Below are 24832 nucleotides of genomic sequence, written 5' to 3'. Positions count from 1 at the left end.
CATATTGGGAGTTGATATTGTGAAAGATAATGACTGGGAAGACGTTGATGTTAACCAAAGAAAAACAGATAGGGTTTACTTTGAATCCAGTTTGTTGCAGAATATTTCAGACAGTATTGATTTTTTAAAGGATGAGGCATCAGTAATATTAAGGGATTTGGATTCAACAGAATTTAAACAGAAAATTGATGAAATTGATTTGGAGGAATTCAGCGAACAGGCAATCAATCAGATTGACGATGTATTCGATGAGATATCACAGTTTAAAGATCAGGTAATTAACAAGGATGACCTTCCGGAAGAGATTAAGGAATTCTCTAAAAACACCAAGGCATACCTGAACCGTGATGAGGTATATATCAGAAAGGCAAGAAGGAAACTTGAAAAAGAAGATTCCTACAGGTCAAATAGAAGGGTCGTTGAGCTGTGTGACAAGGCGATTGACGTCTACAGTCCTAATCCTGAAGCACACTACCTGAAAGCCCGTGCACTCATCAATCTCAAAAGATATGATGACGCTATCGAGGAGTTCATCTCAGTACTGGCCATTCATGAGGATGATATTGATGCTAGACTTGGAATTGCTGAGGCCAACAGGTTATCCGGTGAATTTGATGATGCAATAGATGTCTATGACTCTGTCCTGAAAGTTGATGAAGCATCAGCAGAAGCATTGCTTGGAAAGGCACTGACCTATTGTGGCATGGAAGACTATCAGAAAGCCGATGAATTTTTCATTAAGGCAGATGCCCTTATGGACTTGGATGGAAACACCATGGACATATGGGACATGTGCAAGGAAAAGATGTAACTATTTTTGGTATGGGACTGGAAAATCCAACCCCATACATAATTTTACTTCTATACGGAAACTAATGTAGTTTTTTCTGATGATTTTGTAAAGATGGTTATTCTTTACATTACTAGATTATTTAAGCTCATATATGTATTTTTTCTTTGATTTAAGGTCATTTTTACCATTTAAAATCAATTTATTGGATTCAATAAAATTTCATTATGAATACTGATTTTTGATTTAAATCTTTTTTTAACATTATATTATAGTTTATTTGCAATTTAAAGAAAAAATTGTACGGACATGTAAAATTGCAGTCATTTAAAACTGACTGATTTAAATATTTTAACGGACAATTGTTTTAATGGGGCAATTGCCCTAAATTCAAAAACTGTTTTTTTGAGTTTGACTGTGGTGCGTTAAAATTCATAGGTAAGGAATATATTACTTCTTGCCTATGAATAAGTTGAATTGAACACTTCTGTACTATCATATATTTTTTTAAAGCTCTAAACTAAACAAAAATGCACATTTTTTAAGTTAATTTTAAATATCTTATTAAATATAGTTATAAATACTTAAATTGTTTTAAGTATAAAATTCAAAAAATTGTGTGAAAAATATGACAAACGAAAATTTTGCAAAAAAGATAAAAGACATTAGAGCTAGACAGGACATGTCTATAGAAGACCTCGCCGAAAGAAGTGGCGTAAAACAGGAAGTGCTTGAAGCTATGGAAGCTGGAGAAGTTATTCCGTCACTCACTCCATTAACAAAAATGGCAAGGGCATTAGGGGTAAGACTCGGAACATTTCTGGACGACACACCTGAGCTTGGACCTGTAGTGACCCGTGGAGGAAAAACAGAAAACTCACTTTATTTCTCCGGTCGTGAAGACGTTACAAACGCTACCAACCTTGAGTTCCACTCATTAGGTGCAGGTAAAATAGACAGAAACATAGATCCTTTCCTCATTGACATTGAATATGAACCTGGAGAAAAGGAGCTTTCCTCACACGAAGGGGAAGAGTTCATCTATGTGCTTGAAGGTGAAATTGAAGTCATCTACGGTAAGGATTCCTTTGTAATAGGCGAAGGCGACACCATATTTTATGACTCAGCAGTTCCTCACCACTTACACGCAACAGGCGAAAACTCCGCTAAGATATTAGCTGTATTATACACTCCATACTGAGGTGGATAGAATGAATAAAATAACTTTCAAACCAAATATCGACAGGTATCACACAGCTAGTTTGGATTTTAACTTTGAAACATTGCAATTGAGATTGCATTTATGATTTGCATTTGGTATTAGTTATTTTATAGAATTAGTTAATGAGGTGAAAGTATGAGTGAACTATTTACAGAATTACCGCTTGGAAAATTTTTCGAGACAATGGTTGAAAAACAGCCAGATCATGAATTTATCGTTTATCCGGACAGAAACTTAAGATTTACATATAAAGAATTTGACGAAAGAGTAGACAACCTTGCAAAAGGAATGCTTGCTATCGGAATTGAAAAGGGAGACCATGTAGGAATATGGGCTAAAAACGTTCCCGAATGGCTCACCTACATGTTTGCAACCGCAAAGATAGGTGCGACTATCGTTACAGTAAACACAGCATACCAGTCACATGAGCTTGAATACGTACTCAAGCAGTCAGACATGAAGGCGCTTGCAATGACAGACGCATTCAGGGATACAAGCTATTTCGACATTATCAACGAGCTTGTGCCTGAACTCAAAACCTGTGCCAGAGGCCATCTGGTGGCTGAGAAATTCCCTCACTTAAAATTCATATTCCACGTAGGCCAGGAAAAGCACAGGGGAATGTACAATACCAACGAGCTCCTTTTGTTAGGAATGAACTATGACGATGACGAATACCAGAAAGTTAAGGATGCCGTTACTCAGCATGACGTTATCAACATGCAGTACACTTCAGGAACCGAAGGTTTCCCTAAAGGAGTGATGCTTACAAGCCGTAACATTGTAAACGACGGTTACTACATTGGGGAAAACATGAACTACACAAACAAGGACAGGCTTCTTCTCCAGGTGCCTCTTTTCCATTGTTTCGGTACCGTTTTAGGCGTAATGGCAGTCATCACCCACGGATCCACCATGGTTGTGCTTGAGGAATACGACCCACTTCTTGCAATATCCTCAATCCAGAAGGAAAAGTGCACATCAATCTACGGTGTTCCTACAATGTTTATCGGTATGATGAACCACCCTATGTTTGACATGTTCGACATGTCCTCCCTAAGGACAGGTATCATGGCAGGTTCAACATGCCCTGTCGAGACAATGAAGGATGCAATCGAAAAGATGAACATGAAGGAGATTACCAGCGTATACGGTCTCACAGAGGCTGCACCGGGATTTACCCAAACCAATGCTGCAGACTCATTTGAGAAAAAAATCAACACCGTAGGACGTAAGTTCCCGAACATTGAAGTTAAAATCGTTGACCCTGAAACCGGTGAGGAAGTGGGCGTCGGCGAAACCGGAGAAATCATGTGCCGAGGTTTCAATGTAATGAAAGGTTACTATAACATGCCTGAAAAGACAGCTGAGACCATCGAGCCTGACGGATGGCTTCACTCCGGAGACCTTGCAACAGTGGATGAAGACGGATACTACTCCATTGTCGGCCGTATCAAGGACATGATCATCAGGGGTGGGGAAAACATCTATCCTCGTGAAATCGAAGAGTTCCTATTTACCCATGAATGTGTACAGGACGTTCAGGTTGCCGGAATTCCTGATGAAAAATACGGTGAAATCGTTGGAGCTTTCATCATCAAGGAAGACGGATTCGATGAGATTACAGAAGCTGACATTCGTGACTTCTGCATTGGTTCCATTGCACGTTATAAGGTTCCTAAATACGTGTTCTTTGTGGATGAATTCCCTCTCACTACCAGTGGAAAAATCCAGAAATACAAGTTAGGGGACTTAGGTCTCAAGCTATTGGACGAAAGACGCGAAAGGGGAGAGTTGTAAACTCCCTTAATACTATTTTTTTTTTAAATTGCTTTCATTCTGTAAAATTGTTCTCATTTGAAACTGACTATTTTTTATACTATTTTTTACATAATCATTATTGTGCATTTTCACATTTCTGAATAAATATTGTTTTGGGCTTGAAATATTGTTTTGAGTTATTTGGAAAGTTATTTATATTAATAGTGATAAATACTGTTTAGTTGAGTTTAAATGAGACTTGACAGGAGGTTTAAATGGATGAAACTTTGACTTTTGATGATAAGTTTGATGCTCTGGGTGAGTATTATGAGATTGAAACTCCCGATGAGATTCGCCAGCAAATTAAAAAGAATGAAAATATTTTAGTTCTCCTGGAAGCGATTAAGCCTTATCTTGAAAAATCATTTAAGGATGCAAAATATTCTCTTCAAATGAATTTTGAACCTGAAATGGATGATAAGTTCATAATATTATTTGTTAATGTTCCTCAAGAACGTTTCAATAATGGTATTGTGGATGATATGATGAATTTGAGGATTGATATTCAAGATTTGAGACATGAACTTAATGTCTTTCGAGAATTAGCAATAATGCCGGAGATATTAAATGTTTGATTTTAAAAAAGTATGTGATGTTGCCGATTGTTTGGCTTCACTGAGCGGTGAGGAATTCACAAGATCTGCTATTAGCAGGTATTATTATTCAATTTTCTGTTGTGCTAGATTATATTTGATATTGGTGATGGGTGAAGACATTTTCAGAGGTCGTGAAAATATTCACAGGAAAGTCAGTGATAGATTAATCAAATCAAAAGATTTGACTGAGTCTTCAATTGGATATCTGCTGGAAGACTTGAGATATTTAAGAAATCTTGCAGATTATGATTGGTATGAAAAAGATTCATCATTTTTCACTGAAAAATTAGATTTGGCATCTTCGGAAGCAAGAATTGGGCTTGAACAAATTGAAGCACTTAGAAATTCACCTCCATTGGAGCTATAGATATTTTTTTTTAAATCTTTAGAAATTTACTAATTTTTGTTGAAATTGATTTCATTCTGTAAAGTTGCTTTCATTTGAAACTGACTATTTTTTATACTATTTTTTACATAATCATTATTGTGCATTTTCACATTTCTGAATAAATATTGTTTTGGGCTTGAAATATTGTTTGGAGTTATTTGGAAAGTTATTTATATTAATGATGATAAATACTGTTTTGTTGAGTTTATCTAAGACTTGACAGGAGGTTTAAATGGATGAAAGTTTGACTTTTGATGAAAAGTTTGATGCTCTGGGTGAGTATTATGAGATGAAATCTCCAAGTAAGATTAAGAATCAAATTAAAAAGAATGAAAATATTTTTAAATTTCTTGAAGAGGTTAAGTCTGTTTTAGTTAATTCATTTCATGATGCGCATTTTTGTCTAGAGATGAATTTTGAACCTGAAATGGATGATGAGTATATAATTCTAAGGGTTAAGGTACCTTTAAATCATTTTCACAATGGTGCTCGAAGTGATTTAAACAGGATTCAAAAACAGTTATTTCCGTTAAGACGTGAACTAAATGTTCATCGTGAATGTCTGATTATGTTGGGGTTTTTTGATGTTTGATTATGAGGAATATAAGTTAGTTGGAGATTTGCTTGCTCAAATTGAGATGGAATGCTATCAGAGATCCGCAATTAGCAGATATTATTATGCTCTTTTCAATCCTGTAAGAAGTTATTTGATATTTGTGTTAAATGAATTTGATTTCATTAGGGGTGCTGATTTTCATAAAAGAATTTGCAACAGATTAATGCAATCAAATGATGATACTGAAAAAGCCTTGGGTTTAATTTTGGATGAATTAAGACAATTGAGAAATGATGCAGATTATAATTGGAATTTAAATTCATCATATTTTGAGGAATCTTTAAAAGATGTCAAATCAAACATTGAGTTAGGTTTTGATTATTTGAATGCACTTAGAAATTCACCTCCATTGGAACTATAGATATTTTTTTTTAAATCAGAAATATTTTAGATTTTCATTGCAATATTGACCTAAAAAACCAAAACCTTTAAATACTACCTGAATACTAATATAAAACTGCAACTAAAATTATAGGTATAAGTTAACCACACCATTATATCGAAGTAATCTGACTCTATACGAACTTTTATTAAAGGAGTTGATAATAATGCCACAAGTGAAAATAACTACTGCATGGAGTGTAGTAATAATTTAAGCTCATATAGTTGCTTGGAATCTCAAACTTAAAATCATTTTCACCTCTAAGCAACTATTGATATTCTCATAAGTAGCTGTTTTGTTTAAATATACTAATCTTATTAAACGCCTATCCCAAAAAAACAGCTACTTTCTATCATTATCATTGAATTTATCTAAACTTTATGTGCCGGCTATTTTGCCAAACCAGGCACTAAAATATTAAATCATCATCATTTGAGGAAAAAATATGGAAATAATAAGAAAAAACGATATCAATGTGAGAAGAACTGTTGAAAAGGCCATAAACAATCATCCAGAGTTTCATTTCTTTGTGGATGAGCTTTCAGCCAACAATTACATGCCGACTTATGCAGGGGAGGCTGACGAGAAATACACATATGATGAAATGGATGACGGATTTTTCGAATTTATCGAAAGGAAAATCCATGAAAACGGAGTGTATTTGAGGATATGCTACCTGACCGGTGAGCAGACTCCATCCCGGGCCAATTTTGAAATAGAAATGGCAGGCAGTACATTTTCATTCACTACAAATGAACTTGACAGCGTCCAGGTGGTCGAGATGGCCGATTATGGAGTAAAGATAATTCCTGGCAAGTTAATCCTTGGAGCCACAATCGATGGAGGCTGCGGACAGACTCCGTATTTTGCAGAGTTCGGATCCACAAACTGCAACGAGACATTTATGTCACTTGAAAATCCGCTGAACAGGTTCATAATCACATTAATAGGAGAGTTTCTTGATTCAATTTAATCATGCTCATTTGCATTCACAGGGAGGTGGTAAAATTCATTTTTGAATGCTGATTTTTATCGCTGTTAAATTTTATTGATATTGTGAGGTTTAAATGAGTTTTATTAAATATTCGGATGAGATATTGGAATTTCTTACAAGAGATACATTGGAAGCAATCGATTGGGGTGTCCTTGATTTGGGACATGTTAAGGATATGGAATTAAGATGCGTTTTGATGCATTTTGAACGTATATTGACTGTCGAGCTGATGGACAATTACAAAAACAACAGCACTGGCATATTCAGGGTCAGTTACTGCAATGGTGTGTGGTGTTATGATGAATATGGTGTTCAAATCAAGGCAGGAAGCCTTAAAAAACTTAAAAAAATTGTCCTAAGTCAAAACAGAATCTGGTATGTGTTTGATGAGTATTCGCTAAGGAGGTAAATGTGTTTAACTTAAAGGAAACAGTAAAATTTGTAGGTCTTATAGGATATTTGATGCTATGCGTAGCGTTTGGAAACATGTTAATTTAAGGGAGTGATAGTTTGATTGAATGCGTTAACTGTGGAAAAGAAATGAGGGACAACTTTACATACTGCAGAATCTGCGGAACTGGACTGGACGGCGGAGAACCTGGGGATTACTCAACAGACATGCTGAATGTATTCAGGCGTGGCGACGAGTATATCTACCTTTTCAGCGAGAACGGAAATCAGGTAATCCTTAAAGCCGACACTCTCGAGGAACTTGCCGTCATGGCAGCCGATAAGAAATATCCGTGGCAGTTTGCTGACAGACAAAGCAGTGGCGGGTCTCAAAACGCAGGTGAAATTCAGGAAGATGAATTTGTGGATGTGTGGGAATAACAGGTGATAGCATGAATTTTACCAATATGTTTTCAAACGAAAGCTATGATGAAATAAGGAGATACTTCCAATCTCCTTTTCTTCATTCCGAATACAGGCAAGCTATCGAAAGCGTTTTAAATGCTGAAATCCTAAGCAGGATTGACAATGACACTTTTGACATGGAAAATGTCTTAAAAAACAGAAATGATGAGGAGATAAGCATCATTAGAAGTCTGGTTGAAGTAATGAAACGCCAGCTGCGGTGGGTTAAATTGAATAACACCACAGGATATTTCGGAGTGATCAAAAACCGCAAGGGCGGATATAACTGGAGCTATTTGAACCTGATAGAAAACAGGTACAATTACTCCAATGTGATATATGCAAGGTCTCTTGAAGAGCTTGAAGCCAAGGTCCGCCAGAGCGGTCACATATGGTATATATTTGATGAGGAAATGGCTGAAAAAACCTTAAGGGATGACGCCGCTCAAAAACCTGGACGCATAGTTTCAAAAGTGGTCAGGACTTATAAGAAACCTGAGAAGGACTCAAGATTCAAGGGATTGTCTGTCCGTGATGAAATCAAAAAGAAAAGGGAAATGCAGGACAAGGTTTTGAGAAGAAATGCACGACCTACATCAATGATTGAGAAGATGTTCGTATAATCATGCTGACAGCCATTTAACCGTGAGTTTTTTTGTTCATTTTTTCAACTCCTATTTTCACTTAATTTTTTTCTTGCGGTTAAATGGTAATAATTTATTGATACCATGAAAAAGGAAGGAATTTGGATATTTGAGGACCGTGATGAATTCATCAAGGCCTTAATTGAACTTCAAAAGCTATGTTCACACAAGGATGATGAAACATAATCTTTTTATTTTATCTTTTTTTAATATATTAACAATGACGTTACTTGACATTCCAGAAAGCCGCATATCCTCAAAAGAGGACGGCAGGATTTCATATGATTTTAACCTGACAGTTTTTATAGATGAAAATCAGTTTAAATTTGCAGTTGATGACATTTCCACATCATGGATTGCTCCTGATGACAATTTCATTAAAAGAATTAATTTTTCAAACTTGAATCCGTATTCATTGCAGGCGCATCTTTTAAAGGAAATTGAGATTAAAAACACTTTGGATGATGCAAAGGATTTGTTGGGCAATGATAAGTACGGCAAGGCCATCTCCCTTTTGGATGATGTTCTCTACTATGATCCTGAATACGGCGAAGCGCTGTTTTATAAGTCAAAAGCTATTTTTAATCAGGGACATTTCGTTAAGTCATTAAGGCATTATAAGAGGGCAGTGCGCTGTGATGGCAGTTTGAAGGATGTGGAATATCACAAGCTTCTTTTGAAAAAATCATCCGAGGAGAGGGACGGCTTTCCGAAAATCAAGAGAAACATCTATGCAGGCGATGAGTATTTTGCAAAGGGAGATTTCAAAAAAGCTCTTGAAAGCTATGACAGGGCATTGGAAAACCCTACAAAATTCAAGACAAAGATACTCTCAAAGCTTCTAAACAAGAAGGCCACAGCCTTGGTTAAGCTTGAAATGACTGAAAAAGCCGTTGAAGTGTTTGGCCAGTCAGTATCCGTCAAGCCGAATGACTATGCGTATTTCTATCTTGGAATATATTCCGATACACAATACCTTAAAAAGGCATTGGATATCTCAAAAAGGCAGCTGCTCATGAAGGCCTCTAAAATGCATGAGGCAGGCGAAAATGACATTGCTCTGGATTGCCTTGATGAGTTTTTAGCCAATCACTTTAAGGTGGATGATGATTACAGACAGGCTTTGGATTTGAAACTTGACGTATTGGAAAAGTTAGGCAGGGATACATCTGAAATAGAATCGCTCGTCGAGAAATTGTGAATTTCACAAGAAATGTTTGCTCTATGTAGATTAACATATTTCAATTCATCTTTTTTTTATACTTATTTTCAGAATTTTAAAATAATCTTTGATTAAATTTGAAGAAAATATATTGTATACACTTTTAATCAATCGTTTCTTTGATTATATTGGCAGTTGATTTTGGCCATGAAATGTTAATGTGAAAAGCTTATATTTTTTCAAGTCCATACTATACTCATGAAATTCTCAGGGTTCATGAACGTATACCAGCTTGATGACATGAGCTGGGAGTATCAGTTCGGCGAAAAGACTCTAAAAGCCCCCACACTTAAGGACTTGGAGCTTCTGGTAAATCTATATGGTCTTAAGTGGAGGGTTCTCGATGAATCCCTTGCCAAAAAGTCTCTTGAAGCGGACAAAAACAATGTCACAGGATTTTTGAATGTCTATAGAAAGGATGACATGTGGCATTACAGGGGATCCGATTTGAAATCCCACTCATTGGAAGTGCTTAGAAAAAAGGTCCTGAAGCAAAATCTTGAGTGGAGAGAAACAGATTCTGATTTGGCCTGCAGGAACCTGAAACTTGATTCGAGAAAATTCAAAAAGTGATATAATGGAAAAGTTAATTGATGATTTGATAGATTTTCAGTCAGAGCGTGACTGGAAGAAATTCCACACTCCCGAAAACCTTGCAAAATCAATATCCATTGAAGCTGCAGAACTTCTGGAGCATTTTCAGTGGGGAAAGGAATATGATGATGGTGAGGTTGCAGATGAGCTTGCAGACGTATTGATATACTGTATCTACATGGCAGATGCAATGGATTTTGACATTAAGGAGATAATATATAATAAGATGGAGAAAAATGCAATCAAATATCCTGCAAAAATAAAGTGAATCATTTTTAATTCTTATAAAATAAGATGAACTTCTGTTTAAAAAAACAAAAAGAATTTTAGGTAAAATTTATTTTACTTTTTATTATATTATTTATTTTGATTTTCTTTTTAATTTCTTCTTTTTTCAATTTTCATAAATTTATCCGAATTTATATTTATTCCGGTCAAATGTATCACTGAAATGCCATAAGTGTAAATCAAAGTGATTCATTGCCAAGGCTTTTCAGGTTTCTCAAATTTGCAAGATGTTCAAAAGATTTTATATATGAAGACAAATTGTATAATGACAATATATAATTATTGTTATAAAATAGGATGATATTATGGATATGAAAAAAATATTAGCAATAAGTGTAGTATTCATTGCACTTTGTACAATAGGTATGGTTTGTGCAGCTTCCATTAACAATCCTGAAGGATTCACAGTTAATGACAGTTTAGCTAAATCAAACCAAACAGGCAGTTTCTTTGGAGTAGAAAGTGAATATGCAGTTGTAGTTATGGAAAACGGAACTGACAACATTACCGTAACCAACATTGTTCCATCAAAATCTATTGATTTAGCTCCTCAAGGAAACTCGGTAATGAAAAACATTTCATCCAAACAAGGTCTCTTTGAACAAAAAGATACCGGAAGATGTGTATTTATCTACTTAGACGGTGCAACATTAGTTGAAATTAACGCACCTAACGAAAAATTAATCGGAGATGTAATTGGTAAATAAGCCAATTACCCTTTTTTCTTTTTTTTTACTTCTAATTATAATATCGCGCTTCAGACGGTTTAAGTGGTGCGGTTAAACATCAAAATGAAAAAAATTTGGAAAATGGTTATTTTCCATAACTGTTTTTAATTTCCAGAACTTTTTCCAGACTGATGTCAAATTCTTTTGAAATGGCTTCAGGTGTCATTATTTCAAGAAGTCTTGGGATTGTTTTTTCTATTCCTTTTTGAATTCCTATTGGTATTCCTTTTTGTATTCCTTTTTGTATTCCTTCTTGCATTCCTTCCTGAGTTGCTTTTCTCTTAATTTCTGCTCTCATTTTTGCAAAATCTCCTCTGGATTTTAAATCATTCATTCCGATCATCTCCATTAATTCGTCTTGTTTTTCTATAGGGATGTATTCAAGAATATTGAAATACATTCCAAGAACGATTTCTTCGAGCTTGCACTGTGGTATGCAATCTTTTTTGCTTTCAATGAGTTTGCATGTTTCTTCAACGATTTCATCTTCACTTTCTTCCAATTCAAAAAGTGGCAATGCCGTTAACAGCGAGCATTCCATTGATGTCAATACGTTGTTGTCGTTAAATTTATTTCTAATTATTTTTAAATCTTTTTGTTTGTTGATTTGTTTAGTTTTGATTATTTGGGGGTGATATGTTATGTCAAGCTCTGTGAAATCCTTAATATTTCCGTATTTTGAAATAACAATTATTATTGAAATTACATCTGTCTTTTCCTTACAGTATACTCTTCTGTAATAGTCATATACCTGTTTCAAATCTTTTTTTCTCAATGTATTCTTTTTGAACTCGAAAATGATGATTTTTCCTGATGTGGTTATCGCTGCAAAATCAAGCATGCTGTCAAAAATTTTAATCTGGTCTTTTTTCTCAACGGAAATGTACTCTGTATTCAATGTGTCTTCTATTTCCTCATCAATTCCCAGCGCCTTAAGGATATGGTTTAGAAAGTGCATGAAACACAGCTTCAGAAAAAGATCTCTGTTTTTCTGATTTTCAATAACCATTGTATCATTCCTCCTTTTTAATTTTAATTATTAATTTCATTCTATATTATATTTTACAATACATATATAGTTTATAGTTTATTTAAAAGCAATTTATCTCTTTAAATGCAATTATAAATAGTTAAAGCAATTTTCAGTTGTTTTTACAAAATCAGTATCTCTCCAAAAATTTTTTAAAATATCTTAATTATACATTATTAACATGATTGCATTAAATCGCAAGTATGTATTTCACATACCTCTCTACAAACACGTTTCGGGAAATCTCATTCAGATTGATATTGAGGATATTCTCGATGAGCTCATATCACAATTCAATGAAAACGGATTTGAGAGCCTTTACATTACCAAAATAAATTCATACTATAAAAAAAGGCAGTTCGATGAGATGCTCATAACAATATTCTCCAATGATGAATTGCCGGGTGAGATATTTGAGGAGTGGTTCAGGAAGCATAATGATGTTCTCTTTCAGGAGGCATTTGCATACGAGATTGGAAATACTATGGTGATTAATGATTTACATTTAGGTGATTAGATGGACGATAAACATTTGCAGGATCTAAAAAAGGAAGCGATAATAGACAATTCGCAGCTTGAGGAGATTATAAAAAAGGACATAACTCCTGAAATGCAGAAGGAATTCTTTGAAGTTTTTAAAGACTCACAGCTGTTCATGCCGGTTTCATTCAGCGCCGACATGTTCAAGGGCCTTGAAAGTGCAAAGCCGGGAGATGTTCTTGAAACTCCAAAACAGACTGGCTTTGATATCAATTACCTCAAAAACAGTGACGGTGAAAAGGCAGTGCCTCTCTTTACTTCAGACAAGGTAATGCAGGAGGCTGGCGTTAAAAGCTCCGTGTTTGTGTTATACATGAGCGACCTTGCCGAAATGCTAAAGCAGTCAGATGAGTATTCAACAGTTGTGGTAAATCCCTTCACTCCTTCAGAGCTCAACATTCCAATTGAGGGATTTTTAAATCTTTTCAGGGAAGTGTCTGACGAGGAAAAGGAATTTCTTGACTCCATAAATGAGCTGTTGCATGCTCTAAAGGAACATTCCGTTGAGCTGGAGGAGAATTCAACACTGTTTATAAGGCTTGACGAGAATCTGATGGTTGACAATGCGGTTGATGGCGTTTTCACACCTCCGATACCTTTCTATGCATCAAGCAATCCTAAATATCGTGAGGACTTAAAGTACACTCACATTCTTCTCATGCCGAAATCCAAAAAGATCCTGCCGATAGGACCTGTTGAAAACGGAATGGATATCGTTATTGCACCTGGAACTGAATTCAACCTTGAAGACAGGCTTGATGAGTTCACATCACTGTGGATGTGCGGTGAACAGCCGTTTTATGGAGATGATTGATTATGACTAAATTTTGTGTAAACTGCGGAGCTGAACTTGAGGACGATGCCGAGTTCTGCACCGAATGCGGAAACAGCCAGAATGGGAAACTGAAACCAGTTAATCGTTCTAGTGGCGGTTCCGGTAGAATAAGGATAAGAAACTTCGTAGGTGAAAACGACAATATCAGCGTTTTGGATGAAAAGGGACCGTTCAAGGTAATAGAATATGAAAAGGACCTGAGCGTCTATCCGTCTGAAGCGGTCTATAAATACTTTTCAAGCAAGATGAACATACGTCCACGTCAGCTGGTGGTTGACCTGAGCAAGACTTCAGGAATATATCTTCAGGCAGGTGCAATGCAGTGGATGAGCGGCTCAAACAAGCTGTCTTCAGGTATCAAGGGTGTTGGGGATTTTGGAAAGAAATTCATCAAATCAAAGGTGACCGGTGAGACAACCGTAAAGCCTGAATACAGCGGTAACGGATATCTTGTAACAGAACAGACATACAGGCACTTGATTTTAATGGATTTGGCAGATTGGAATCATAATCTGATGATTGATGACGGACTGTTTTTGGCGGCTGAAAAATCAGTTAACCTTTCAGTTAAAAAAAGAACAAACCTCTCAAGTGCAGTGGCTTCAGCCGAAGGGCTTTTCAACACAGTATTGCATGGAAACGGGTATGTATGTCTTGAATCAAGAATCCCTTACAAGGAACTTATTATAATCGAGCTTGAAAACGACACTGTTTCAATAGATGGGCCGATGGCAATCGCTTGGACAAGTGACCTTGAGCTGACTGTTGAGAGATCAGCAAAATCATTTATAGGCTCAGCGGTTTCAGGTGAAGGTTTCGTAAACGTTTACAGGGGAACAGGCAAGATTCTGATGGCTCCATTAACAGGCAAGCTTAAGTTAAGGGACAGGCCTGTCGGAGATAAATGATGAATAACTTTTCATCATTTAACCATCCAATCATCACTATAATGAAGATATGATCTCTTCGCCCATAATCTTACTTCTGTCGCTTAAAACGGCAAAGGTAATTTCAATCGGCTCTTCTTTTATGAAATCTCTGCACGCCCTGACAGCTATTTTCCACGCTTCCTCTTTAGGATATCCGTAGATGCCTGATGATATGAGAGGAAAAGCTATTGACTCACAGCCATTTTCCACAGCCAATTTCAGGGATTGTGCATATGCGCCGTATAGAAGTTCCTCTTCGCCTTCGTCCCCACCGTTCCAGATTGGTCCGACGGCATGGATGATGTATTTTGCCTTGAGGTTGAATCCCGGAGTTATCACTGCACTTCCTGTCGGACATCCGCCTATTTTTGAGCATGCCTCTCCAAGCTCGGCTGAACCTGCAGCATCAAATATTGCACCGCACACTCCGCTTCCTTCATGAAGTCCCCTGTTTGCCGCATTGACGACTGCATCAACGTCTAGTTCTGTAATGTCTGTCTGTTTAATTTTAATGGAATCATTCATTTCAATCACTGCTGTATTATATGTCTGTTTTTCTATAAACATTATCTCATGATAACAGTTAAATAATATCTTTAACACATTATTATTGGTGTGAAACCATATTATTTCATGCATTTGTTCATTATTATATATGATGTTGACACAATATTATTATGGAGAGTAGATAAATTATGGAACAGAATAAAATTATTATAATTGCATTGATTGTAATTATTGCAGCCCTTTTGGTTGGAATGGTTGCAATGATGCCGAACCTGACTAAAAAAGAATCAAATTTGAATTTTAAAGGTAATTCCACCATCACTGAAGGCGGATCCCTTAAGGTAAAGCTGACTGACGACAGCGGAAATCCTATTGTCGGCCAGACAGTTAACGTAACAATCACCGACAAGAACAAGGCAAACTCCTATTATACCGTTGAAACCAACGATGAGGGTGTCGGAACATTGAAACTTGAAAAGGATACCGGAAAATACACAGTGACCGTTAAATATGATGGAAACAATGACTTCAAGGGATGCAATGCAACCAAGAAGATCACCATCAAGGAAAAGGTTGAAGAGGCACAGCAGTCCTCCAGCTCATCATCCTCAAGCACACCTTCCGCATACGCATACAAGTCAGACGGTACTCCAATGTACAGCCAGGCTGAAGTTGACCAGTACATGGCAAACAAGTACGGTATGGTTAATTACCACGTAGGAAGTAACGGATATATCGATATGGATGAGCCTGGTTACGACGATGCGGGACATCCTTTGTGGTACTAGACAACCTTTAATGTAGATGAATGTCATCTACAACCTTTCTTTTTTTTTAATTTCAATTATTATAAAAATGTTCATGGAGTGTTTAAAAGAGGATAGAATGATGATAATTTTATATGGTATAATTACATATTTATATTCATGAACAACAATTTGGACGATGAAACACTAAAGAAACTTGCATATGTAACTGTCAGCAGCTACAGGGTAAAGGCTATGAAATCCCTGCAGGACGGACATGTCAAGATACCTACAAACATAGCTAAGGAGGCTGGAATAAGAAGCAATCACATTTCAAAGGTATTGAGTGAGCTAAAAGAGATCGGTGCTGCGGAATGCATCAACGAGGAGGCCCACAAGGGAAGGCTCTACAGGCTTACCGATTTGGGTGAGGAGATTTCCCAGAATCTTGAGGAATGAGATTTCTAATTGAAATTATTTTTTTGAAGCCTCAGATGATATGCTAAATCTATATTAAAACATGAAAAGTAATTTTTAATTGTTAAATTAATTAGTTGTTAAAAAATAGTTTGATAATCAATATCAATTGCAGAATAAGTCCTGCAATTTAACACATGATATTGATTTGACCCAACTTATCATTGGCAATTAGATTATCAGCTAATTGTGGAGGTTAAACCTCTTGGTTAATTATTAATTATTAAGATTTCAATTAGGTGTAGTGTGCTTTAAACAAGGGGAGAACAGCGAAATGTGTTAAATTTCGAAAGAAACCTAAGAATAAAATGGTTTTTAACCTATTTGCTGGTGATAAATAGAGAAATTAATTTTCCTATAGGATTATACATAGCAGGTCATGTCTATGACGTGAGTTAAATCTACAGTAATAGCTATGTGTTGACGATACTGAAAAGGGTGAAAATTCATTGCTTCTAATTCAAGGCCTGACAGCATTATCAAAAATGATAAATCCTTAAAAAAATAAATTATATTTTAAACGTTGAAACATTTTTCTACTAGAAAAATAAAAAAGGTATAATATGTTAAGGATGATGCTGACTCCAAGGTTTGGTGAAATAGACGGGATGAAACATGTAAACAACAACCACATCGGCGAGTGGTTTGAGCTTGCAAGGGAGGAAATCTACAGATATTTCATGCCTGACCTTGATTTGGATTTAAAAAAGTGGAAACTGATTCTCGTTAGAAATGAAACTGATTTTTTAGGCCAGATTCGCTACGGACAGGATGTTGAAATAAGGACCTACATCCTAAAAATCGGAAACTCATCGTTCACGGTCGGAAATGAGGTCTGGCAGGACGGTGAAATCAAGGCCAAGGGACAGTCCGTCATCGTCCACTATGATTACCTTGCAGAAAAGTCCATCAGGATTCCCGATGACATTAGAGAAAAGCTGAACATGCTCTATATTGATGAGGCAGATATTGGTAATGATTTGTGATTATATGCGTGAAATTGACGGCATCAACATAGGTGATGTCGGGTATGACAGGGTTTGTCTAAACTGCATCCACTGAGAGTCAACACCCAACTTATGGAGCCGCAAGGGGAGTGGTCTCTCCATGGGTTATGGCCAGACCAGTCCAACAGATTCCTGAGGCATGTTTTCACCGAACAGATCTGCCGACGGCGTGCAGAATGGAACCGCAGCCATGACAAGATGAACAAGATGATGGTGTTGAAAAGGTAACTTTTCTTAAAGCAACTGACTATTCATCTTCATTGCTTCTGGCTTTAAAGTCTGCGATGGAGTCATTGTCTGCTGTGTCTTTGAGCCTCAGGCTTTTTTCAACATCCATTGCCAGTGCGTCGCAGTCCGCCTTGATTGCATCGAGGTGCATGAGAATCCTTTGCTTTTCCTCGTTGATTCTTTCGATGTTGGTGTATGGGTAGATGCATTCCTTGAGCATCTCGTGTTCTATGGTTGTGTAGGGATAGTCGTTGAGCTGTTTGCATACGCTGATGAGAATTGAGTATAGGAACTTGTTCATTTCAACCTTTACCTGGTCTCTTATCATCTTGTCTGAGTCAAGATGTTTTCTCATCAGTCTGGTTACTTCATTTTTTGCGAAAGGCAATTTTTCCGCTTCAGGATTTGCTTTTAAACTGTTTTCTTGGTTCATTATTTTTTCCTCTTTTTGATGGTTGAGACACTTTTTTTAAAAATCGTGTGTTACATGTGTCTAATAATATATTATGTTGAGGTTATATATAAACATGTTGTTTTAATTAAAGAAATGACTATTTATTATAATACTTTTAGATAAAACCTATTGAATAAATTAATCTTTGTGCAATTATTATGGCACTTGACTTTTCACAAAATGAAACTATTTTCAAACCTATTATATACTGCCTGCAAACAAATAATTCATTATGTACTGTGAAAAATGCGGAGCCGAACTTGTCGACGGTGCAACGTTCTGCTCCAACTGCGGAAACCAGGTCAAGGCCAAAGCCAACAAAAACATTTACATAGCTCTCATTTTGACATTCATCCTGACCGGACTCGGTTCGGTTTATGCCGGCAATGTCAAGAAGGGACTGATACTTTTCATAGCCCGAATGTTTCTGGCAATTCTGGGACTGTTTGTAGGTGTGTTTTTCATATTTTCATTTCTGGTGTGGGCCTTTGCATTTCATGAGGCATATCGGGACGTTGAGATTGCAAACGGCCATCCGAATCCAAACCTCTTGGAGGATTTCAGGGGATGGGACCAGAACAGACAGATTATAACAATCCTAATTGCAGCAATAATTGTAATAATCGTGATTGGCGGATCTGTAAATATCCTGACATCTGACTACAGCCATTCATCAGATGCCTCAGGAAGCAGTCACTACTATTCAAACGGTGGCGGGTCAGGAAGTTCATCACATTCATCTTCACAGCATTACGGAGGAGTGGATGATTCACCAAGCACAATTGCAAAAAACGATCCTGACTGGTACTATGACCATTATGAATATGGTGACAATCAGGACATTGATGACTATCTTGAATCTGAAGGCTATGAATAGTCTTCATTAACTATTTTTTTCATTAACATATTAACATATTTTCAAGAATTGATTATATTGACCGTTACATCTATATGTGCTTTTTTAAATAGCATCAATTCGCAAGTTTTTCTTTTGTGTGTCTTCTAGTGTACCACATTACACGAAAAAATTCGCAATTTCATCAGCTGATTTTCAAGATAATAGAAATTGTTATTAACATGTTATAATACATATGTTATTAAATGGTGTTAATGAATTTTTCAGATAGTTAAATTATGGTTGTGAAAAAATGGATGAAAATACTGTAGACAATTCCAGACTTGAAGAGATGATGGGCAGGGAAATCACACCTCAGATGCAGAGAGAAGTTTTAGAGATTTTAAAGGAGTCCCAGCTGTTCATGCCGGTTGATTTTGGACCGGGCGCTTTTGAAGGAATTGAAAATGCAAAGCCAGGTGATGTGGTTGAAGGCGCGAAGGGTTTCAACATTCTATATCTTTCAGACAACAGTGGAAACAGGGCGGTTCCTCTCTTTACAAGCGAAGAGATGCTTGAGCGTGCAGGCGCTCCCAAATCAGTGATGGCAATATACATGAGTGACCTTGCCGATATGCTCAAGCAGACTGACAAGTATTCTGTCATTGCCATAAACCCGTTCACGGAATATGGCCTCAACATGCCTGTTGAAGCATTGCTTTCACAGTTTCAGGTTGAACTTACAATTGAGGATATAAGAAACGATGATTTGAAAAGTATTCTCGATGAAAATGATGTTGGAGAAAAACTTGCTGACGGATTGCTCTCATCAGTGATGATTGTCCCATGTGTCAGGGCCGAAGACGGTACAAACTTTGTCCTTATTTGGGACGGCGACAACAATCCTCATCTGCCGCTATTTACCGACATTGACGAGTTCAAGAGGATGTTCGATGAGTATAGGGAAGATGTTTTTGCCCAGGCGTATCATTTCACAGATCTTTTAAAGGTAGCAAGTGAGAGTCTTGTTATAAATCCCGCATCACACTCCCTGGTGATTGATCCGGAAATGTTTAAAAAATAGATTGGTTTTAAAGATTTTTTTTTAAAAAAATAAGGGGTTAGAGATTTAATCTCTAACGTCTAACTTTTAGTGTTGATTTTACAGTGTCGCTGAAGTAGCTTACTTTAACGGTGTATTTTTTACCGGCCTTGAGCTTGTTGATAGCTGCCTTTTTGATGGTAACTTTGGCAATACCGTACTTGTTAGTTTTAGCGCTGTAGGTTTTGCCGTTTACCTTGAATTTTATAATGCTATCAAAAGAAAGAATGAATTATTAGATCACATTGCCATAAATTGTATTTAGAGTATAAATATAAATTATATTGTGATGATGTAAGTGAAAAAGATAGATTATCTTTTGAAGAATATGTTAAAATAGAAGATGGAAAGAATAAAAAGGAGAATCACAATTATGACAAAAAAATACTCCTTAACCTATGATGAATACGACAAAAAAATAATATTGATGTCGGTGATTTGAATGAAAATAATTGATAATTCCCGTTTGGAAGAAATGATAAAAGATAAAAACAATCCGGAAGTAAAACGTGAAATTTTGGATGTGCTCTATGATTCCAGATTGCTTTTGCCTGTCAAATTTAGAAAATGCAGAAATCCGGATGACCTTGCAGGACAATTCGGCTTTGATGTGCTTGACGTTCCCGACGGTGATGGCGAAAAGACTGTGCCATTATTTACAAATAAAGCTATTGCGGAGTCAAATCCTCTCAAATGCACAGCAATTGAAATAGATATGGGTGATCTGGCCGAACTGATGAAACAGAGCGACAAATACTCCTCAGTTACAATAAACATTTTCACAAAACATTATCTGGATTTGCCTCTCGATGAGTTTTTAGCTATTTTTGGAATTGTTGCAAACCACAAAATTAAAGACATTGAAAACGGAAAGCTAAGACAGATTCTTCAAAATGAATTCAGCGAAGACGAACTCTACAGTGAAATTAAAGACCTGCCGCTTATAAGCCCGTGGGTTGATGAGGAGTCAGGTCCGGCTCATGAATTTACTTATGATAAAAACGACAATGAGTATTTTCCTCTGTTCACCGATTTGGATGAATTTGAAAAGGTGTTCGGAAATGATAAAAATGTATATCCTCAGGCCTACACATTTTCAAGGTCAGCGGAACTTACAAAGGATGATATGGTGATAAATCCGGCATCAGAATCAGTATTTCTAAACAGAAAAGACATGTTACAGGAGAGATAATTATGAATCAGACATTCCTTTCAAAATCAAGGTACTGCATTGGCATTCAGTGTGAAAAGATCTTATGGCTGAACAAGTATAAAAAAGAGTTGTCGCAATCCGAGAAAAACGAAGGCATACTCGAGAAGGGAAAGCAGGTCGGTGAAGCCGCAAAGGGACTTTTCGGAGACTACACTGATGTTCCGGTTGACGAGACCATAGCCTCAAGGATTGAAAAAACACGCAAACTGCTTAATGAGGCACCAAACGTCATTGCAGAGGCATCATTCAGCCATGACAACAACTTCTGCAGCGTTGACATATTGAAAAATGATTCCGACGGCGTTGAAATCTATGAGGTCAAAAGCTCAACCGAAGTCAAGGACATATATCTCGATGATGTTTCATACCAGTACTTTGTACTCGCAAGCTGCGGTTTAAATGTTAAAAAGGCAGCCATTGTCTACATCAACAATGAATATGTAAGGGGAGAGGAGCTTGAGCTTGAAAAGCTATTCAACATTGAGGATGTAACGGACATCGCACGTGAAAAGCAGGATGAAATTAAATCCAACATTGACATGATTAATGAATTCATGGAAAGTCACGGTCCTGAAAGCGAACCTGAAACTGAAATCGGAATGCACTGCTTTGACCCGTATCAGTGTGACTTCTGGGATTACTGCATAAGGGACCTGCCGAAGCCGAATGTCTTTGACGTGAGGGGCATGTGGAAATCCAAAAAGCTTGAAAAGTATCATGAGGGCAAGGTTTCCTTTGAGGACCTGCAGAATGAAAAGCTCAATGAGAAATACCTTGAACAGATTGACTTTGAGCTCAATGACCGTGAGCCAAAGATAAACAGGAATGCCATCGCTGAGATATTGGACTCCTTAACTTACCCGCTGTATTTCATTGACTATGAAACCTGCCAATATGCAATTCCTGAAATTGTAGGCACAAAACCGTACCAGCAGATACCGTTCCAGTACTCCCTGCATATCATCCCTGAGGAAGGAGCCCCTATCGAGCACAGGGAGTTTCTCGCCGAAACAGATGATGAAAACATCATAAGGATATTTGCCGAAAGCATGATTCGTGACATGCCAGAAGACGGAAGCGTAATCGTCTACAACAGGGGATTTGAGTCAAGCAGAAACAGGGAAATCGGGGAAATGTATCCTGACCTGGCAGGTGAGATGGAGAGAATCAACTCAAATATCGTTGATTTGATGGTGCCGTTCAAAAGCAGGGACTACTATACAAAGGAGATGCAGGGCTCATATTCCATCAAATATGTTCTTCCAGCACTCTATCCGGATGATCCTGAACTTGACTATCACAATCTCCCTGTTGTCCATAACGGGGGCGAGGCCTCAGAAGCATTTTTAAGCCTGAAAAACAAGACTCCTGAAGAGCAAATTAAAATAAGAAGTGGTTTGCTTGAATATTGCAAGCTGGATACCCTGGCAATGGTAAAGCTATGGGAAAAGTTCAGGCAAGTGACAGGTATTAGGTGATGCGGCAAACGCTTGGAAAATATGGGATAACAGCAAAACCCCATATTTCCAATTTGTTAAGTGTTTTTCTTATCAGGAGCTGAACTAATATCATCCAGCCCAGTGCATGAAAATGCCCGAACCAGACAACAATCCTCTTTAATTCGTGCCTGTTTTTAAAGTAAAAAAACTTGCAAGTTCAAAAACTATTTCAAACGACACGGGTGTCGTTTAAGTTGGATATTCGAAAAACTTAAATAAAGTTTTTCTGATTTATTATTTGTTTTGGCTGTTATTTAAATATTGTTAGGAATACCATACACTTTCACCATTTTATTAAAATGATTTTTTTTCGCAATCTTTAAGATTGATTTCATCCAAAAAGAATTATAGGTTTATGTTAAAGGAGTTAATTACATATGGCAGATGAAAAATCAGTAAGTGAAAACAATGCAAACCGAATGAGCAAAAACGAATATTATCTTGCAATCGCTCTGGTCGTGTCAAAAAGAAGCACATGCCTCAAGAGAAGATACGGGGCAGTCATTGTAAACAACGACGAGATAGTGAGTACCGGATACAACGGAAATCCTAGAGGCGATGAGAACTGCTGCGACAGGGGGGACTGTCAGAGGATGAACCTTCCGTCAAATTCAGGAAACTACAACGACTGCTTTTCAGTTCACGCAGAACAGAATGCAATTATAAGCGCAAAGAGAAATGAGATGCTCGGATCAACACTTTATCTTGCAGGCGAAAAGTTCGATGACGGCGCATGGGTTGAGATAGATGATGCAGAACCTTGCCCGATATGCTTCAGGATGATTAAAAACTCAGGAATCGACAGGATTGTCAGCCAGAAAGGCATATTGGAATTATAATCATGAGGGACTGGCAGGTTGGAGACCCTGTGGGGGACGGCAATGACATCGGCGTTCCGGACGTTTCCTATATGGGTTATCTGAAAGATGGCGAGAGAAATAACGGCCTTGAAGAGGAGTTTAGAAACGAATGGAACTCCTCATTTGATTTATACAGAAGAGGTGATTATTACAGCGCATTTCTTTCACTCAATTCAGCCTTCAGCATTTATCAAAAGCTCTCTGAATTGGAAAGGTCACATCTCACCAGTGAGCCCTTCAACAGGGAATGGATAATCGATCTCTGCTGCCGTATGGTGAACGATAAAGGAAAGTTCTACCGGGCTGCCATGGATTTAATCAAGGAAAACATCCAGCACATCAAGCTCTGCATGGACTGTGACTGCATATATCCTGTAAGCGACAGCCATTGCATCAGGTGCGGAAAGCCTCTTTTATACCCCTTTGAGTCCTCACCTGAAGGGGTGTCATCGACGGTTCGAAAAGCACTTTTAGGAAGGGTGGATGATTTTGAAATCGAAAGGGTGATTGAAAGAACTCTTCGCCTTATCAATTCAAACAGATCCCTGCTGGTTGAAATCAGGAAGGGAATGTTTTCGGATTTCAATTTCATATTCAAAAAGAGGCATACGTATTTCACTACAACCTATGTCTGCGAGTACATTCCAAATCAGTGGGGAGGAAGGGTTTTTGAGGATTTCACAAGCCATCACAATCACGAAAGGCTTTTGGATGAACCTGACTTTCAAAAACAGATTGGAGACATTGAAGAAAAAACCGGATATAAGTTCGATGAATGCGTGGGTGGCTACGGTGATGACTTTGATGAGGACCACTACAATTTCATCTTCACAGACAAGATAAGCGTGTCAGCCAGATTCAAAACTCCCTACGGCAGGGATGCATTCTATGACATTGACCTCGACAACATGAAACTGAGCGAGGAGTGCAGAATCTATTGAGATTTATACCCTATTTTTTTTAAATTTAATTTAAAAGTTACTTGATATAAGTATATTGCTCTATTTTCATACATAAACTTTATATATCATGTTTTAATGACTGCAATTTTTTTAAATGGCTTCAACAAGCTTTAAATATTCTTTTAATTAATATTATTAATGTTAAAAAGCCTCTAAGAATTTAAGGGGGTGATAAGTATGAAATATAATTATTTCAATACTTATTCATTAAGCATCATCATTTTGTTTTACAATGTTCTTAATTGCTCCTACTGTTTTAATTCATTTGGAGGTGATGTCTTGGAAATAATTATGTTTTTAGCAATAACATATTTCTTTGATATGCTAAAAATATTTATGACTTTAATGATTATTGCACAATAGATGCATAATCTTACTTTACCTCCTGTGAGGCAATTGGAAAAAACAATTTCTGTGAAGGAATGTTAGAAAACTCCACCAAGTTTTCACAGGGGCTTTTTCGCTGGA

General features: G+C 37.0%; 30 protein-coding genes. 27 read left to right on the top strand and 3 right to left on the bottom strand.

Annotated features, from left to right (window positions below; genetic code table 11):
* The first annotated feature begins 19 nt into the window (after window positions 1-19).
* From ACKI30_RS07055 to ACKI30_RS06985, 15 genes are all read left to right on the top strand, one after another.
* Window positions 20-811: a tetratricopeptide repeat protein gene (locus tag ACKI30_RS07055; RefSeq protein WP_407411119.1), complete on the top strand. Its 792-nt coding sequence runs from the start codon at window positions 20-22 to the stop codon at window positions 809-811.
* A gap of 607 nt (window positions 812-1418) precedes the next feature.
* Window positions 1419-1991, top strand: coding sequence for a helix-turn-helix domain-containing protein (locus ACKI30_RS07050; protein WP_407411117.1), 573 nt, complete (start codon window positions 1419-1421; stop codon window positions 1989-1991).
* 156 nt (window positions 1992-2147) lie between these two features.
* Window positions 2148-3812 (top strand): AMP-binding protein, encoded by a 1665-nt coding sequence (locus tag ACKI30_RS07045; RefSeq protein ID WP_407411115.1) that lies wholly within the window; start codon window positions 2148-2150, stop codon window positions 3810-3812.
* Between the two features lie 236 nt (window positions 3813-4048).
* The gene (locus ACKI30_RS07040; RefSeq protein ID WP_407411113.1) at window positions 4049-4408 is read left to right on the top strand and encodes a hypothetical protein; all 360 of its coding nucleotides are present in this window, start codon (window positions 4049-4051) and stop codon (window positions 4406-4408) included.
* The gene (locus ACKI30_RS07035; RefSeq protein ID WP_407411111.1) at window positions 4401-4796 is read left to right on the top strand and encodes a hypothetical protein; all 396 of its coding nucleotides are present in this window, start codon (window positions 4401-4403) and stop codon (window positions 4794-4796) included. The genes ACKI30_RS07040 and ACKI30_RS07035 overlap by 8 nt, the downstream gene beginning before the upstream one ends.
* A gap of 253 nt (window positions 4797-5049) precedes the next feature.
* A complete protein-coding gene (locus ACKI30_RS07030; RefSeq protein ID WP_407411109.1) occupies window positions 5050-5409 on the top strand; it encodes a hypothetical protein in 360 nt (119 codons plus the stop codon).
* On the top strand, window positions 5402-5794 hold the full coding sequence (locus tag ACKI30_RS07025) for a hypothetical protein (RefSeq protein WP_407411108.1): 393 nt from the start codon (window positions 5402-5404) through the stop codon (window positions 5792-5794). The genes ACKI30_RS07030 and ACKI30_RS07025 overlap by 8 nt, the downstream gene beginning before the upstream one ends.
* Before the next feature lie 466 nt (window positions 5795-6260).
* A complete protein-coding gene (locus tag ACKI30_RS07020) occupies window positions 6261-6788 on the top strand; it encodes a hypothetical protein (protein ID WP_407411106.1) in 528 nt (175 codons plus the stop codon).
* Window positions 6789-6882: 94 nt separating this feature from the next.
* Window positions 6883-7218, top strand: coding sequence for a hypothetical protein (locus ACKI30_RS07015; RefSeq protein WP_407411104.1), 336 nt, complete (start codon window positions 6883-6885; stop codon window positions 7216-7218).
* Between the two features lie 101 nt (window positions 7219-7319).
* Complete coding sequence (locus tag ACKI30_RS07010) at window positions 7320-7640, top strand: zinc ribbon domain-containing protein (RefSeq protein ID WP_407411102.1); 321 nt, start codon at window positions 7320-7322, stop codon at window positions 7638-7640.
* An 11-nt stretch (window positions 7641-7651) separates the two neighbouring features.
* Complete coding sequence (locus tag ACKI30_RS07005) at window positions 7652-8287, top strand: hypothetical protein (protein ID WP_407411100.1); 636 nt, start codon at window positions 7652-7654, stop codon at window positions 8285-8287.
* A gap of 241 nt (window positions 8288-8528) precedes the next feature.
* Window positions 8529-9509: a tetratricopeptide repeat protein gene (locus ACKI30_RS07000; RefSeq protein WP_407411098.1), complete on the top strand. Its 981-nt coding sequence runs from the start codon at window positions 8529-8531 to the stop codon at window positions 9507-9509.
* Between the two features lie 219 nt (window positions 9510-9728).
* A complete protein-coding gene (locus ACKI30_RS06995; protein WP_407411096.1) occupies window positions 9729-10103 on the top strand; it encodes a hypothetical protein in 375 nt (124 codons plus the stop codon).
* A 4-nt stretch (window positions 10104-10107) separates the two neighbouring features.
* Window positions 10108-10392, top strand: a complete 285-nt coding sequence (locus tag ACKI30_RS06990) for a nucleotide pyrophosphohydrolase (protein ID WP_407411094.1) — start codon at window positions 10108-10110, stop codon at window positions 10390-10392.
* 325 nt (window positions 10393-10717) lie between these two features.
* Window positions 10718-11119 carry a hypothetical protein gene (locus ACKI30_RS06985; protein ID WP_407411092.1) on the top strand — a complete coding sequence of 134 codons (402 nt, stop codon included), beginning with the start codon at window positions 10718-10720 and terminating at the stop codon, window positions 11117-11119.
* Window positions 11120-11225: 106 nt separating this feature from the next.
* Here ACKI30_RS06985 and ACKI30_RS06980 read toward each other — a convergent pair whose 3' ends face one another.
* The gene (locus tag ACKI30_RS06980; protein ID WP_407411090.1) at window positions 11226-12149 is read right to left on the bottom strand and encodes a hypothetical protein; all 924 of its coding nucleotides are present in this window, start codon (window positions 12147-12149) and stop codon (window positions 11226-11228) included.
* Between the two features lie 202 nt (window positions 12150-12351).
* On the opposite strand from ACKI30_RS06980, the gene ACKI30_RS06975 reads away from it, so the two are divergent.
* Genes ACKI30_RS06975 through ACKI30_RS06965 form a run of 3 tightly spaced genes read left to right on the top strand, consistent with a single transcriptional unit; the run spans window position 12352 to window position 14453 of the window.
* Window positions 12352-12687, top strand: coding sequence for a hypothetical protein (locus tag ACKI30_RS06975; protein WP_407411088.1), 336 nt, complete (start codon window positions 12352-12354; stop codon window positions 12685-12687).
* Window positions 12688-13524 (top strand): SseB family protein, encoded by an 837-nt coding sequence (locus ACKI30_RS06970; protein WP_407411086.1) that lies wholly within the window; start codon window positions 12688-12690, stop codon window positions 13522-13524. It begins immediately after the preceding gene.
* A gap of 2 nt (window positions 13525-13526) precedes the next feature.
* Entirely contained in the window at window positions 13527-14453 is a 927-nt protein-coding gene (locus ACKI30_RS06965; protein ID WP_407411084.1) for an AIM24 family protein, read from the top strand.
* Window positions 14454-14489: 36 nt separating this feature from the next.
* Here ACKI30_RS06965 and ACKI30_RS06960 read toward each other — a convergent pair whose 3' ends face one another.
* The gene (locus tag ACKI30_RS06960) at window positions 14490-15041 is read right to left on the bottom strand and encodes a macro domain-containing protein (protein ID WP_407411082.1); all 552 of its coding nucleotides are present in this window, start codon (window positions 15039-15041) and stop codon (window positions 14490-14492) included.
* A 128-nt stretch (window positions 15042-15169) separates the two neighbouring features.
* Here ACKI30_RS06960 and ACKI30_RS06955 point away from each other — a divergent pair, with 128 nt between their 5' ends.
* The 3 genes from ACKI30_RS06955 (at window position 15170) to ACKI30_RS06945 (ending at window position 17190) form a co-directional block, all read left to right on the top strand.
* Complete coding sequence (locus tag ACKI30_RS06955) at window positions 15170-15769, top strand: hypothetical protein (RefSeq protein ID WP_330008995.1); 600 nt, start codon at window positions 15170-15172, stop codon at window positions 15767-15769.
* Between the two features lie 138 nt (window positions 15770-15907).
* Window positions 15908-16186: a transcriptional regulator gene (locus ACKI30_RS06950; protein ID WP_407411080.1), complete on the top strand. Its 279-nt coding sequence runs from the start codon at window positions 15908-15910 to the stop codon at window positions 16184-16186.
* A 581-nt stretch (window positions 16187-16767) separates the two neighbouring features.
* On the top strand, window positions 16768-17190 hold the full coding sequence (locus ACKI30_RS06945) for an acyl-CoA thioesterase (RefSeq protein ID WP_407411078.1): 423 nt from the start codon (window positions 16768-16770) through the stop codon (window positions 17188-17190).
* A gap of 268 nt (window positions 17191-17458) precedes the next feature.
* Here the strand turns inward: ACKI30_RS06945 and ACKI30_RS06940 are convergent, their stop codons facing one another.
* Window positions 17459-17872, bottom strand: a complete 414-nt coding sequence (locus tag ACKI30_RS06940; RefSeq protein WP_407411076.1) for a hypothetical protein — start codon at window positions 17870-17872, stop codon at window positions 17459-17461.
* A 253-nt stretch (window positions 17873-18125) separates the two neighbouring features.
* On the opposite strand from ACKI30_RS06940, the gene ACKI30_RS06935 reads away from it, so the two are divergent.
* The 6 genes from ACKI30_RS06935 to ACKI30_RS06910 all read left to right on the top strand — a co-directional run bounded on the left by ACKI30_RS06935 (window position 18126) and on the right by ACKI30_RS06910 (window position 24343).
* Window positions 18126-18770, top strand: a complete 645-nt coding sequence (locus ACKI30_RS06935; RefSeq protein WP_407411074.1) for a zinc-ribbon domain-containing protein — start codon at window positions 18126-18128, stop codon at window positions 18768-18770.
* 271 nt (window positions 18771-19041) lie between these two features.
* Window positions 19042-19812: an SseB family protein gene (locus ACKI30_RS06930; RefSeq protein ID WP_407411072.1), complete on the top strand. Its 771-nt coding sequence runs from the start codon at window positions 19042-19044 to the stop codon at window positions 19810-19812.
* Between the two features lie 460 nt (window positions 19813-20272).
* On the top strand, window positions 20273-21022 hold the full coding sequence (locus tag ACKI30_RS06925; protein ID WP_407411070.1) for an SseB family protein: 750 nt from the start codon (window positions 20273-20275) through the stop codon (window positions 21020-21022).
* Between the two features lie 2 nt (window positions 21023-21024).
* Window positions 21025-22521 carry a DUF2779 domain-containing protein gene (locus tag ACKI30_RS06920; protein ID WP_407411068.1) on the top strand — a complete coding sequence of 499 codons (1497 nt, stop codon included), beginning with the start codon at window positions 21025-21027 and terminating at the stop codon, window positions 22519-22521.
* Window positions 22522-22919: 398 nt separating this feature from the next.
* On the top strand, window positions 22920-23381 hold the full coding sequence (locus ACKI30_RS06915) for a dCMP deaminase family protein (RefSeq protein ID WP_292742079.1): 462 nt from the start codon (window positions 22920-22922) through the stop codon (window positions 23379-23381).
* Window positions 23382-23383: 2 nt separating this feature from the next.
* Window positions 23384-24343 carry a hypothetical protein gene (locus ACKI30_RS06910; RefSeq protein WP_407411066.1) on the top strand — a complete coding sequence of 320 codons (960 nt, stop codon included), beginning with the start codon at window positions 23384-23386 and terminating at the stop codon, window positions 24341-24343.
* Window positions 24344-24832 lie beyond the last annotated feature (489 nt).

This window comes from Methanobrevibacter sp. (assembly GCF_045539575.1).
Taxonomy (GTDB): domain Archaea; phylum Methanobacteriota; class Methanobacteria; order Methanobacteriales; family Methanobacteriaceae; genus Methanocatella.
The sequence above is the reverse complement of the archived record's forward strand: the minus strand, read 5'-3'. Positions and strand labels throughout refer to the sequence as shown.

Bases quoted from the DNA above. Each gene is read 5' to 3' on its own strand.
- ACKI30_RS07050 (WP_407411117.1), top strand. From the start codon at position 1,419: ATGACAAACGAAAATTTTGCAAAAAAGATAAAAGACATTAGAGCTAGA.
- ACKI30_RS07045 (WP_407411115.1), top strand. From the start codon at position 2,148: ATGAGTGAACTATTTACAGAATTACCGCTTGGAAAATTTTTCGAGACA.
- ACKI30_RS07040 (WP_407411113.1), top strand. From the start codon at position 4,049: ATGGATGAAACTTTGACTTTTGATGATAAGTTTGATGCTCTGGGTGAG.
- ACKI30_RS07035 (WP_407411111.1), top strand. From the start codon at position 4,401: ATGTTTGATTTTAAAAAAGTATGTGATGTTGCCGATTGTTTGGCTTCA.
- ACKI30_RS07030 (WP_407411109.1), top strand. From the start codon at position 5,050: ATGGATGAAAGTTTGACTTTTGATGAAAAGTTTGATGCTCTGGGTGAG.
- ACKI30_RS07025 (WP_407411108.1), top strand. From the start codon at position 5,402: ATGTTTGATTATGAGGAATATAAGTTAGTTGGAGATTTGCTTGCTCAA.
- ACKI30_RS07020 (WP_407411106.1), top strand. From the start codon at position 6,261: ATGGAAATAATAAGAAAAAACGATATCAATGTGAGAAGAACTGTTGAA.
- ACKI30_RS07015 (WP_407411104.1), top strand. From the start codon at position 6,883: ATGAGTTTTATTAAATATTCGGATGAGATATTGGAATTTCTTACAAGA.
- ACKI30_RS07005 (WP_407411100.1), top strand. From the start codon at position 7,652: ATGAATTTTACCAATATGTTTTCAAACGAAAGCTATGATGAAATAAGG.
- ACKI30_RS07000 (WP_407411098.1), top strand. From the start codon at position 8,529: ATGACGTTACTTGACATTCCAGAAAGCCGCATATCCTCAAAAGAGGAC.
- ACKI30_RS06995 (WP_407411096.1), top strand. From the start codon at position 9,729: ATGAAATTCTCAGGGTTCATGAACGTATACCAGCTTGATGACATGAGC.
- ACKI30_RS06990 (WP_407411094.1), top strand. From the start codon at position 10,108: ATGGAAAAGTTAATTGATGATTTGATAGATTTTCAGTCAGAGCGTGAC.
- ACKI30_RS06985 (WP_407411092.1), top strand. From the start codon at position 10,718: ATGGATATGAAAAAAATATTAGCAATAAGTGTAGTATTCATTGCACTT.
- ACKI30_RS06980 (WP_407411090.1), bottom strand. From the start codon at position 12,149: ATGGTTATTGAAAATCAGAAAAACAGAGATCTTTTTCTGAAGCTGTGT.
- ACKI30_RS06975 (WP_407411088.1), top strand. From the start codon at position 12,352: ATGATTGCATTAAATCGCAAGTATGTATTTCACATACCTCTCTACAAA.
- ACKI30_RS06970 (WP_407411086.1), top strand. From the start codon at position 12,688: ATGGACGATAAACATTTGCAGGATCTAAAAAAGGAAGCGATAATAGAC.
- ACKI30_RS06965 (WP_407411084.1), top strand. From the start codon at position 13,527: ATGACTAAATTTTGTGTAAACTGCGGAGCTGAACTTGAGGACGATGCC.
- ACKI30_RS06960 (WP_407411082.1), bottom strand. From the start codon at position 15,041: ATGTTTATAGAAAAACAGACATATAATACAGCAGTGATTGAAATGAAT.
- ACKI30_RS06955 (WP_330008995.1), top strand. From the start codon at position 15,170: ATGGAACAGAATAAAATTATTATAATTGCATTGATTGTAATTATTGCA.
- ACKI30_RS06950 (WP_407411080.1), top strand. From the start codon at position 15,908: ATGAACAACAATTTGGACGATGAAACACTAAAGAAACTTGCATATGTA.
- ACKI30_RS06945 (WP_407411078.1), top strand. From the start codon at position 16,768: ATGTTAAGGATGATGCTGACTCCAAGGTTTGGTGAAATAGACGGGATG.
- ACKI30_RS06940 (WP_407411076.1), bottom strand. From the start codon at position 17,872: ATGAACCAAGAAAACAGTTTAAAAGCAAATCCTGAAGCGGAAAAATTG.
- ACKI30_RS06935 (WP_407411074.1), top strand. From the start codon at position 18,126: ATGTACTGTGAAAAATGCGGAGCCGAACTTGTCGACGGTGCAACGTTC.
- ACKI30_RS06930 (WP_407411072.1), top strand. From the start codon at position 19,042: ATGGATGAAAATACTGTAGACAATTCCAGACTTGAAGAGATGATGGGC.
- ACKI30_RS06925 (WP_407411070.1), top strand. From the start codon at position 20,273: ATGAAAATAATTGATAATTCCCGTTTGGAAGAAATGATAAAAGATAAA.
- ACKI30_RS06920 (WP_407411068.1), top strand. From the start codon at position 21,025: ATGAATCAGACATTCCTTTCAAAATCAAGGTACTGCATTGGCATTCAG.
- ACKI30_RS06915 (WP_292742079.1), top strand. From the start codon at position 22,920: ATGGCAGATGAAAAATCAGTAAGTGAAAACAATGCAAACCGAATGAGC.
- ACKI30_RS06910 (WP_407411066.1), top strand. From the start codon at position 23,384: ATGAGGGACTGGCAGGTTGGAGACCCTGTGGGGGACGGCAATGACATC.